Annotated in this window: 7 protein-coding genes and 1 pseudogene; 4 read left to right on the top strand and 4 right to left on the bottom strand. The window is 62.4% G+C overall.

Annotated features, from left to right (window positions below):
- Positions 1-119: 119 nt before the first annotated feature.
- A complete protein-coding gene (locus tag A3AC_RS0118300; RefSeq protein WP_025600645.1) occupies positions 120-1,502 on the top strand; it encodes an MFS transporter in 1,383 nt (460 codons plus the stop codon).
- 51 nt (positions 1,503-1,553) lie between these two features.
- On the opposite strand, the gene A3AC_RS0118295 is transcribed toward A3AC_RS0118300, so the two are convergent.
- A complete protein-coding gene (locus A3AC_RS0118295; RefSeq protein WP_025600644.1) occupies positions 1,554-2,471 on the bottom strand; it encodes an NAD(P)-dependent oxidoreductase in 918 nt (305 codons plus the stop codon).
- A gap of 242 nt (positions 2,472-2,713) precedes the next feature.
- Between A3AC_RS0118295 and A3AC_RS0118285 the strand changes: the two genes are divergently transcribed.
- From A3AC_RS0118285 to A3AC_RS0118275, 3 genes are read left to right on the top strand one after another with little or no spacing between them, the layout of a single operon-like run.
- Entirely contained in the window at positions 2,714-5,638 is a 2,925-nt protein-coding gene (locus tag A3AC_RS0118285; protein ID WP_025600642.1) for a molybdopterin oxidoreductase family protein, read from the top strand.
- 10 nt (positions 5,639-5,648) lie between these two features.
- Positions 5,649-6,491 (top strand): 4Fe-4S dicluster domain-containing protein, encoded by an 843-nt coding sequence (locus A3AC_RS29310; RefSeq protein WP_025600641.1) that lies wholly within the window; start codon positions 5,649-5,651, stop codon positions 6,489-6,491.
- Positions 6,488-7,447, top strand: a complete 960-nt coding sequence (locus A3AC_RS0118275; RefSeq protein ID WP_025600640.1) for a dimethyl sulfoxide reductase anchor subunit family protein — start codon at positions 6,488-6,490, stop codon at positions 7,445-7,447. The genes A3AC_RS29310 and A3AC_RS0118275 overlap by 4 nt, the downstream gene beginning before the upstream one ends.
- Positions 7,448-7,550: 103 nt before the next feature.
- Here the strand turns inward: A3AC_RS0118275 and A3AC_RS0118270 are convergent, their stop codons facing one another.
- The 3 genes and pseudogenes from A3AC_RS0118270 to A3AC_RS0118260 all read right to left on the bottom strand — a co-directional run bounded on the left by A3AC_RS0118270 (position 7,551) and on the right by A3AC_RS0118260 (position 10,613).
- Complete coding sequence (locus tag A3AC_RS0118270; protein ID WP_025600638.1) at positions 7,551-8,483, bottom strand: hypothetical protein; 933 nt, start codon at positions 8,481-8,483, stop codon at positions 7,551-7,553.
- A gap of 266 nt (positions 8,484-8,749) precedes the next feature.
- Positions 8,750-9,052 (bottom strand): annotated as a pseudogene (locus A3AC_RS30100) (MFS transporter); the annotation flags it as partial.
- A 13-nt stretch (positions 9,053-9,065) separates the two neighbouring features.
- The gene (locus A3AC_RS0118260; protein ID WP_025600634.1) at positions 9,066-10,613 is read right to left on the bottom strand and encodes a methyl-accepting chemotaxis protein; all 1,548 of its coding nucleotides are present in this window, start codon (positions 10,611-10,613) and stop codon (positions 9,066-9,068) included.
- Positions 10,614-10,869 lie beyond the last annotated feature (256 nt).

Below are 10,869 nucleotides of genomic sequence, written 5' to 3'. Positions count from 1 at the left end.
GCGAGAGCGGAGACAGTCCGCCGTAACGATCAAACGAGCCGACGCGCCGCAGGTGAACGCCGTCACGTCAACGGCGTCGCGTCCGGCATGGGCATCACATAAGAGAAACAGGAGACAGCATGGAAACGCAGAAGCGGCGTGTAAAAACACGCCACATCATCCTGGCCGTCATGTGCCTGATGTACTTCATCTCGTACATCGACCGGGTGAATATTGCCGTGGCCGGCCCGCTGATTCGCCACGAAATGGGGCTGACGACGGTTCAGCTCGGACTGGTGTTTTCCGCATTTGCCTATCCGTATGCATTCATGCAGATCGTCGGCGGCTGGCTGTCGGACAAGTACGGGCCGAAACTCGTGCTGACGATTCTGTCGTTGATCTGGGGCGTCGCCACGCTCGCCACCGGATTCGCCGGCAGTGTGATGACGCTCGTCGCGCTGAGGTTCGCGCTCGGCGTCGGCGAGGGCGGTGCGTTTCCGAGCGCCACGCGAGCATTTACCTACTGGATGCCGGTTGCGGAACGCGGCTTCGCCCAGGGCATCACACACAGTTTTGCGCGTCTGGGCGGCGCCGTGACGCCGCCGCTCGTGCTCGCGATCGTCGTGGCGGGCGGCTGGCGTGATGCCTTCGTCCTGCTCGGCGTGGCGAGCCTCGCGTGGACGGTGCTGTACCTGTGCGTCTTCACGAACTCCCCGGAGCAGAACCGGCGTATCACGCCTGAGGAAACTGCCGAGATCGGCTATCGCGCCGGCGATTGCGACCGCGCCAAACATGCGCCTACGCCGTGGCGCAAGCTCATCCGCCGGATGTGGCTCGTCACTTTCGTGGACTTCTGTTATGGCTGGCTGCTCTGGGTTTACCTGACCTGGCTGCCTTCGTATCTGAAGGAGTCGCGCGGCTTCGATCTCAAGCACCTCGCGCTTTTCACCGCGCTGCCGCTGCTCGCGGGTGTGATTGGCGACACGCTGGGCGGCGTGGTGTCCGACCGGCTCTACAAGCTGACGGGTCGCTTGCGCTTTGCCCGTTGCGCTGTGCTGGTGACAGGCATGGGTGGTTCGCTGATTTTTCTGCTGCCGATGATATCCGCGACGAATCCGCTGATGGCTGTGCTGTTTCTCTCCGCGTCGTTCTTTTTCCTCGAGATCACGAATCCGGTGTTGTGGACCTTGCCGCTCGACATCGCCGGCAAATATGCGGGTACTGCGGGCGGGATGATGAACACCGGCTTCGGAGTGGCGGGCATGGTCTCGCCGGTCGCATTCGGTTACCTGATTGAGACGACCGGCAGCTACAACGTCCCGTTCACGCTTTCGGCGTGTCTGCTTGCCGTGGGCATCGTGGCGGCGCTTTTCATCGATACGGGCAAGACGGTCGAGGCCGACGAAGAGCGCGAGCGGCGCGAGGGACTCGAACTGGCCGGCATGCCCGCGTTTTTCCACGCGGGCTCCGCAGTGCGGCTTGAGCGGCATCACCTGCGCCGTCCGTTGCGCTGGCGCAAGTGAGAGGCCGGCAGGACGGGTTCGGCAGTTGTAGGAAAAGACGCCTGCCAGTGCTCAGCCCTCGGGCCTGAGCTTGCGCAGGCGCCAAATGAGGCTGGATGTGTCGTAGCGCGTGCCGCCCAATGCCTGCACGTCGCCATAGAACTGGTCGACAAGGGCGGTGACGGGCAGGGACGCGCCGTTCCGTTTCGCTTCGTCGAGGCAGAAACCGAGGTCTTTTCGCATCCAGTCGACTGCGAAGCCATAGTCGAACTTGCCTTCGATCATCGTGAGTCCACGGTTTTCCATCTGCCAGCTGGCGGCCGCGCCCTTGCCGATCACATCGAGCACCAGACGCATGTCGAGGCCAGCGCGCTCGCCGAAATTGATGGCTTCGGACAGGCCCTGCACCATGCCGGCGATACAGATCTGGTTGACCATTTTCGCCAGTTGCCCCGCGCCCACAGGGCCAATAAGCGTGACGGCGGCCGCATAGTGGTCCAGCGTTGCCGAGGCGCGCTCGAAAGCGCGGGCGTCGCCGCCGCACATGATAGTCAGCGTGCCGTTCTGCGCGCCGGCCTGGCCGCCGGAAACCGGGGCGTCGATGAAATGCAGCTCCTGCTTGCCGGCGATCTCCGCGAGTTCGCGCGCGACGTTGGCCGATGCCGTGGTGTGGTCCACGAATACAGTACCCTGGCTCATGCCGGCGAATGCGCCCTCGTCACCGAGCGTGACGCTGCGCAGGTCGTCGTCGTTTCCGACGCACGCGAGTACGAGATCGGCGCCGTCGACGGCTTCGCGGGATGTGCGCGCCGCGCGTCCGCCGTATTCGGAGACCCATTGCTCTGCTTTCGTCCAGGTACGGTTGTACACCGTCACATCGAGGCCGGCTTTCGCCAGATGTCCGGCCATCGGATGGCCCATGACGCCGAGGCCGAGAAAGGCGACGCGACGGATTGGGTCGCCGGGAGAGAGGGCGGCTGGATTGTTCACTCGGGCTCCTTCAGAACGGGGGGGAGAGCGGCCATTATCTCAGCGATGCGGACCACACGCGATTTGCGCAGCACCGGCGCAAGCGAGCGCAGTTCCACCACGCCGCGACAACTACTATCGGCCGAGGCGATGAGTGAGATACGAAATAGCGATTTTTGTTTTGTATCCATCGGTCGTACGCTGACGTCAGCGATTGTCGAAGTCCGACTCCGCGGGGCTGGCGATTTTTGACGGAGGCACACATGCAACATCACGCGCGCACGCAGAATGAAAAGCTCGAGGTGAAAACGACGACGTGTTACATGTGCGCGTGCCGGTGCGGCATTCGCGTGCATCTGCGCGACGGTGAAGTGCGCTATATCGACGGGAACCCCGAGCATCCGCTGAATCAAGGGGTGATCTGCGCGAAGGGTTCGTCCGGCATCATGAAGCAGTATTCGCCGGCGCGCCTGACACAACCGCTGATGCGCAAGGCCGGCGCGGAGCGAGGCAGCGCGCAGTTCGAGCCCGTGTCGTGGGACGTCGCATTCGCCGTGCTCGAAGAGCGCCTCGCCCATCTGCGCGCCACCGATCCGAAGAAATTCGCGCTTTTCACCGGACGCGACCAGATGCAGGCGTTGACAGGGCTGTTCGCCAAGCAGTTCGGTACCCCTAACTATGCGGCGCACGGCGGATTCTGTTCCGCCAACATGGCAGCCGGCATGATCTACACGATGGGCGGTTCGTTCTGGGAGTTCGGCGGCCCGGACCTCGACAACGCAAAGCTGTTCTTCATGATTGGTACAGCTGAAGATCATCATTCGAATCCGCTGAAAATCGCGCTGTCCAAGTTCAAGCGCGCCGGCGGCCGGTTCATTGCGATCAATCCGATCCGCACCGGCTACGCCGCGATCGCCGACGAGTGGGTGCCGATACGCGCCGGCACAGATGGCGCGCTGTTCATGGCGTTGATCCGCGAACTGATCGAGAGCGAGGCTTACGACCATGAGTTCGTCTCGCGCTATACGAATGCTGGCGAACTGCTCGACATGAACGGCGAGGCCGACACCTTTGGCCTGTTCGTACGCGACGCCGACGCGCCCGAAGGCAATCCGCTATTTCCGCAAGATCACCTGTGGTGGGACCTGAACACCCAGCGCGCGGTGCTGCATCACACGCCCGGCGCGGTACCAGCTATGTCGGGAACCTACACGCTCGACGACGGCACGCCGGTCACGCCATCGTTTGCATTGCTGCGCGAGCGCGTGGCCGATTGCACGCCTGAATGGGCCGCAAAAATCACCGGCATTCCCGCCGACACGATTCGGCGGCTGGCACGCGAAATGGCGGAAGTCGCGCGCGATCACAAGATCACGCTGCCGGTGCAATGGACCGATGCATGGGGCCAATCGCACGATACAGTCTCCGGAAGCCCGATTGCTTTTCACGCCATGCGCGGCCTCGCGGCGCATTCCAACGGCTTTCAATCGATCCGCGCACTTGCAGTGCTGATGTCGCTGATGGGCACCATCGACACATCTGGTGGCTTTCGGCACAAGGCGCCGTATCCGCGTGCGGTGCCTCCGTCAGCCAAACCACCAAACAGTTCCGACGCAGTGCAGCCGAATACGCCGCTGGCCACAGGGCCGCTCGGCTGGCCTGCCGCGCCCGAGGATCTGTTCGTCGACGCCGCGGGTGAACCGGCGCGCATCGACAAGGCCTTTTCGTGGGAATATCCGCTCGCCGTGCACGGCCTGATGCACAGCGTGATCACCAACGCGTGGCGAGGCGATCCTTACCCGATCGATACCTTGCTGATTTTCATGGCCAACATGGCGTGGAATTCGTCGATGAACACGATGGAAGTCCGCAAGATGCTGGCGGATAAGCACGAGAACGGCGATTACAAGATTCCGTTTCTGGTGGTCTGCGATGCGTTCCAGTCGGAGATGACCGCGTTCGCCGACCTGATCCTGCCCGACACGACCTACCTCGAGCGGCATGACGCGATGTCGGTGCTCGACCGGCCAATCTCCGAGTTTGACGGCCCGGTGGATTCCGTGCGCGTCCCCGTTGTGCCTCCTACAGGCGAATGCAAGCCGTTTCAGGAAGTGCTGATCGAACTGGCCAGCCGTTTGAAATTGCCCGCCTTCACAACGAAGGACGGGACGCGCAAGTTCCACGACTATCCGGACTTCATCGTCAATTTCCAGACGGCGCCGGATTCGGGCGTGGGCTTCCTGATCGGCTGGCGCGGCAAGGACGGCGACAAGGCGCTGGTGGGCGAGCCGAACCCGAATCAGTGGGAGCAGTACGCGAAGAACAATTGCGTGTTTCATTACACGCTGCCGGAGACGCTGCAGTACATGCGCGGTGTCAACGGGCCTTATCTGAAGTGGGCCGTGGAACATGGCTTTCGCAAGTTCGATACACCGATCCTGATTCAGCTTTACTCGGACGTGATGCAGAAGTTCCGCCTCGCGGCGCAGGGCAAAACCACGGGACGGCAGCCACCCGACCGCCTGCGCTCACGTGTGGAGCGGTACTTCGATCCGCTGCCGTTCTGGTACGAACCGCTCGAACTCGCGGCCACCGATCTGGAGCGCTATCCGCTTGCCGCCGTCACGCAGCGGCCCATGGCCATGTATCACTCGTGGGATTCACAGAATGCGTGGCTGCGGCAGATTCATGGGGAGAACTATCTATTCATGAATCCATTGACGGCCCGCACGAACGGGATCGAGGACGGCGGATGGATTTACGTCGAATCGCAGTGGGGCAAAGTGCGTTGCATGGCCCGCTATAGCGAGGCAGTCGAACCCGGCACGGTATGGACATGGAACGCGATCGGCAAGGCGGCGGGCGCCTGGAATCTTGGCCCCGCCGCGAATGAATCGCAACGTGGCTTCCTGCTGAATCACCTGATTACGGACGAACTGCCTGGCACCGCGCAACACGCGGCATCGACCTCGAATTCCGATCCCATCACGGGCCAGGCAGCCTGGTACGACGTGCGGGTGCGGATCTACCCGGCCGAGCCCGACGCCGATCACACGTTGCCACAATTCGCGCCGATGCAGGCGCTGCCCGGCTCGACCGGCGTGATTCAACGCGTCGTTCAGACGTATTTCGCCGGAAGCGGCGAGTTTGCCGCGCGTCTGCGAGGCACCCTGAAGCGCAACGGATGAGGAGCATCTCATGACCCAGATGGCACTGGTTATCGATCTGAACGTCTGCGTGGGATGCCATGCGTGCGTGACCAGCTGCAAGGAGTGGAATACGTCCGGCGAGGCAGGCAGTCTCGCCGACGTTCGTCCTTATGACGCCGATCCATCAGGCACGTTCTTCAACCGCGTGCAGACTTTCGAGGCCGGCGAGTTTCCGCTCACCGACACTATTCACTTTCCGAAATCGTGTCTGCACTGCGAAGATCCGCCGTGCGTGCCGGTATGTCCGACGGGCGCGAGCTTCAAGCGCAAGGAAGACGGCCTCGTGCTCGTCGATTTCGACAAATGCATTGGCTGTAAATACTGCGCGTGGGCATGTCCGTACGGTGCCCGCGAGCTCGACGAAGAGCGCAAGGAAATGACCAAGTGCACGCTGTGCGCGGACCGCATCCATAACGAAGCGCTGCCCGAACGTGACCGCAAGCCTGCCTGCGTGCTGGCCTGCCCGACCTCCGCGCGGCTCTTCGGCGATATTCATGATCCTGACTCCGAAGTGTCGCAGGCGATTCGCGAGCGCGGCGGATATCAACTGATGCCTGAGTGGGACACGAAGCCGGCCAATCACTATTTGCCGCGTCAGAAGACCGGCTCTTGCGGCGGCGAGTCCTGTTCGTGCAAGGGTGGCAGTGCAGAAACTGTGTCCTTGCTGGAACTGAGCCAGCGGCCTGACGACGCGATGCGCGCCACGGCGACCCTCGACACCGCACCGGAAGATAACCGGGAACGGGAACCAGCCTATGCTGACGAGCGGCATTCAGCGCCGGGGATGGTGGGACGCGTCTTCAATATTCTCGGTCTGCGGAGGCAAGCATGAAGCCTGCATTTTCGGTCGTGTTTCTGACCACGCTGAGTGGCGCAGCGCAGGGCTTGTTGATCGCGCTGTTCGGTGTGGAACTGTTCGGGCGCCTCGGGCTGGTTGCGGCAAATTCGGGGTCGCCACGAATGTTCTTTGTGCTGGGTGCAGCGGTGGCTGTTGTCCTTGGCGGGCTGGGCCTCTTGGCGTCGTTCTTTCATCTGGGGCATCCAGAGCGCGCCTGGCGCGCGATTGCGATGTGGCGCACGTCCTGGCTTTCGCGCGAATGTCTGGCGCTTCCCGCGTTCCTTGCCTGCGCGTTTGCGTACGGCATCGCGCATTGGTTCGGGTCGCCGTGGTCGCTGGCAATCGGAGCATTGGGCGTGCTTGCGAGCGTCGCGCTGTACGTGTGCACCGCGATGATTTACGCGTGTCTGCGCTTTCTGCAGGAATGGGCTACGCCGCTCACAATGGTGAACTTCGTGCTGCTCGGCTGCGCATCGGGTTTTACGCTGGCTGCCACGTGCGCGGCGTGGCTCGCGCCTTCGTTGGTGGCCGCGCTCGCGGTTTGTGCGTGCGTGCTGACGCTTTGCGGGTGTGTGACGCGTGTCGCGTCGCTGGCGCGCAATGCACGGTTGCGGCCGAAATCGACGGTGCAAAGCGCGACCGGCATCAAGTCTGCGAAGCTCGAGCAGAAGTCGAGGGGCTTCACGGCAGGCGCATTCAACCTGCGGGAATTTTTTCACGGACAGACGCAGGCAACGCTGCGGCACGTCAAGTGGGCGTTCCTTGTCGCCGCTTTCGCGGTGCCGTTCGTGCTGCTTGCGTTGAGTGGCGTCACGTCTTCGTTCGCCGCTTCAGTGTGGCTGTTGTGTGCCGCTTGTGCAGTACAGTATGTGGGGCTAGTCGCGGAACGCTGGTTCTTTTTCGCGGAGGCCCGGCACCCGCAGAACCTGTACTACCGGCAGGTTTCCTGAGAGACAAATTGGTACGGACCACGAACAGATTATTTTCCAGGCGCCTGTCATCTGAAATGTCTAACGGCGCTTCCGCTTCAGTGATGCACGACTGCCGCGCCGTCTATTGGGCGATCTGCTGACGTTGATACTCGTCGTGCTTCATTTCTATGTAATCAGCGCGGGTGACCTCGTGCAATTGCCGCGGATACTGCTCCGTTGCGTCGAACCAGTCGGTAAGACGTTTTTCGAGGCGAGCGTTGGGCGGGCTGGAAAGCGAACCCAGATACGCGTCGATGGCGAGGTAGTAGCGCATCGTATTGCGTTCCACCAGGCCGCGCACACCGCCGATGTAATGCGTTTTGCCCGTCGATGGATCGGGCGCTGAGGAAAAGCCAACCTTGTCGCTACCGATCGTCGCCAGGTAGCTCTTCATTGCGAGCCGTCCGGCCATTCCGTAACCGTAGGCGTAGGTCAGATGGATAAAGGTGCGGCTGTCGCCCACGGGAATCGCCTCCAGCACGATACGGTAGTCTTTCGTGCTCAGCGGACCCTCGGCAGCGGAGAGCTCCACGCGAAGATAGTCCGCGCTGCTCACTGCCGGCCGATAGTTGAATTGGACGCGGTAGGAGGAGGAAAGCGATTCCTCGGTTTTCTTGCCGATGTTTACTGCGAGGACCGTACCGCCGTTGCTCGTCGATGCATGACAGTACTTGGTGTTCAGGTGCAGGATGAGTACGTCACACCAGTTTGCCGGGCCCTGAGTCGGGTCATTGAGCGTGCCGTTGACCGCTGCGAACGGATAGTTGAGCACACCGTAGATGTCGCCTTTGAGTGCCGAGGGCAACTCGTGCGATTCAAGGTACAGCGGTCGGTGGAACTGATTGCGCGCAAGCTGCGGCGTCAAACTCTGGTATTTGTCGCGCAGGCTCGCGGCGTTGTCGGCCGCTTGCGCGAACGCGCTCCCGCACAGGCAGCATGACACGGCCAGTATCGTGGCGATCAGCCACTGTCGCACCGTCCTCCGGCCCATTGGCGATCTGGCATGCCTGCCCATGAACGTCCTCCTGCTTGTGGCTCAGGTTGTGGGGCGCGGTGCGTGCATCGGACCACGGCGCGCCGGCCGCTATCGGAAATCTTCTCATAGGGCCGGCCACTTGCTGCCTTCATACCCGCTCGTGAAATTCAACGACAGGGTCGACGGTCAGCTGGCAACTGAAGGGTGTACCGGCCGGCATGAGTGAAGATACCGGCTAATACTGCCCGTACGGCGGTGTTGACGTCAAGCCTGTCACTCCGGCGCCACCTGCCGTTCAGGCAAGGCGAGATCGTCGCGAGAATGTACACGCGTACATCCTTGAGCGCGGCACGAAAGTGGTTTTTTTTCCGGCCCGTTGAACCTTCGCGATCAAACGCGCCTTGCAGGGCTTCGCGTTCTGCCGGCAACAGCCATTTCGCATCTGCGGGCCGGTCCGCGAGCATTCTGAGGACGAGAAAGCCGACTACGCACGCAGGCAGTTCTTCGATGATGAACATCCAGCGCCAACCCGCCACCCCAGGCACGCCATCCAGTCGCAGCAGCCAGGTCGAAAGCGGCCCGCCGATCAGCGAGGAAAGATGCTGACTGCGCCGGCCGCTTTCAATGCGCGGCTTCGAGCCGGAACACGGCCACTGTCTCGCGCAGGTGCGCCGCCTGTTCGTCGAGCGACGCGGCCGCGGCTGCGGCTTGCTCGACGAGCGCTGCATTTTGCTGGGTGACTTCATCCATCTGCGAGACCGCGCGGTTCACCTGCTCGATGCCGGTGCTCTGCTCGATCGATGCCGCCGCGATCTCGCCCATGATGTCGCTGACGCGCCGGATCGACTGCACGATTTCGCGCATCCGCTCGCCGGCCGTTGCCACCTGCGCGGTGCCGCCGTCGACGCGCGATACCGACGAGCTGATCAGTTCCTTGATGTCCTTCGCCGCCGTCGCGCTGCGCTGCGCGAGCGAGCGCACTTCACCGGCGACCACCGCGAAGCCGCGGCCTTCTTCACCGGCGCGCGCCGCTTCGACCGCTGCGTTCAGCGCGAGGATGTTGGTCTGAAACGCGATCCCCTCGATCACGCTGATGATCTGACCGATCTTGTTCGACTCGTCGGCGATGCCCTGCATCGTCCCGATCACCTGATCCACCGCTTCGCCGCCGCGCTCGGTCGCATCCGAAGCAAGTACCGCGAGTTGGCTCGCCTGACGTGCGTTCTCGGCGTTCTGTTTGACGGTCGCGGTGAGCTGCTCCATGCTTGCCGCCGTTTCCTGCAGCGACGCGGCTTGCTCTTCGGTGCGTTGCGACAGGTCGGTGTTGCCTTGCGCGATCTCGCCGCTGCCGGTGGCGATCGATTCGCTCGATTGCTGAATCCCGCGCACCAGTTCACGCAGCTTGAGCCGCATTTCGTTCAGTGCATGCATCAGGCTCGACCGATCGCCGGGTGCGAGCATGATCTCGGTAGCGAGATTGCCCGACGCGATCTGAGCGGCGACCGCGCTCGCCTGCGCTGGTTCGCCACCGAGCGTCCGGCGGATGCTGCGCGCCATCACGAACGCCATCGCAAAGACCGCCGCGGAGATCACAGCCGCCACCGCGAGCAGCGTACGCGCGAGCCGCCAGAACACCGCGTCGATGTCGTCGTAGAAGAAGCCTGTGCCCATCCACCACTGCCATTGCGGAATCGCGACGACGCCCTGCAATTTCGCTTCTAGCGGGCCGTTCAGCGTGCGCTTGATCATTACATCAACCAGTGCGATATGCGCGTCTGCAAGGCCCTTGGCATATGCTTGCGTGTCGTTCATATCGCCCTGTCGGGTCCGGTTACCGGTCGCCATCGTGCCGATCAGACTCGGGTTCGGATGCACCAGGTTGATGCCCTCGACGGTCCTGATGAAGTAATAGCTCTTTGAATTAGCGTTGAGTTGCCCGATCGCGGTCTTCGCGGCGGCCTGCGCGTCGGCGCGGCTCAGCTTGCCGCTCGCTTCGAGCGACTGGTAATACTGCACCAGATGTTCGGCTTTATTCAGCATCTCGGTGATCTGCGCCTTGCGGCTGTCGATCAACGCATGGTCGAGTTGCGTCAGCGCAATCGCGCCGATGCAGACGACGCCGGCGAGCGCCGCACCTACCAGTGAAATCAGTTTGGTCGAGACTTTCATGTTTCGTTGTGCGTTTTGCCCCATCGAGGGCTCGAGGGCTTGCCCTTATATCGGCCTCCAGGCTCGGCACTTGAGGGAAAGTTTCACGAAAGCAAGCCCTTGCGAATTCAGCGTTCAGGAACACGGCGCACGCGCCTCGCCTGGCTCACTCAGGAATTGATCGACAGTGCGCGGGCGCGCTCGTCCTGATCGATGCGGCGTTTGTCGATGTCGCGACAGGAAGGGCAGTGATGCACGCAGCCGATGGCCGTCACGG

Origin of the sequence: Burkholderia sp. WSM2230 (assembly GCF_000472445.1) — a bacterium.
Taxonomy (GTDB): Bacteria; Pseudomonadota; Gammaproteobacteria; order Burkholderiales; family Burkholderiaceae; genus Paraburkholderia.
This window is presented reverse-complemented; position numbering and strand designations above follow the sequence as displayed.

What these genes read in the sequence shown, in the direction of transcription:
- A3AC_RS0118300 (WP_025600645.1), top strand. Translation starts at nt 120, where the DNA reads ATGGAAACGCAGAAGCGGCGTGTAAAAACACGCCACATCATCCTGGCC.
- A3AC_RS0118285 (WP_025600642.1), top strand. Translation starts at nt 2,714, where the DNA reads ATGCAACATCACGCGCGCACGCAGAATGAAAAGCTCGAGGTGAAAACG.
- A3AC_RS29310 (WP_025600641.1), top strand. Translation starts at nt 5,649, where the DNA reads ATGACCCAGATGGCACTGGTTATCGATCTGAACGTCTGCGTGGGATGC.
- A3AC_RS0118275 (WP_025600640.1), top strand. Translation starts at nt 6,488, where the DNA reads ATGAAGCCTGCATTTTCGGTCGTGTTTCTGACCACGCTGAGTGGCGCA.
- A3AC_RS0118270 (WP_025600638.1), bottom strand. Translation starts at nt 8,483, where the DNA reads ATGGGCAGGCATGCCAGATCGCCAATGGGCCGGAGGACGGTGCGACAG.
- A3AC_RS0118260 (WP_025600634.1), bottom strand. Translation starts at nt 10,613, where the DNA reads ATGAAAGTCTCGACCAAACTGATTTCACTGGTAGGTGCGGCGCTCGCC.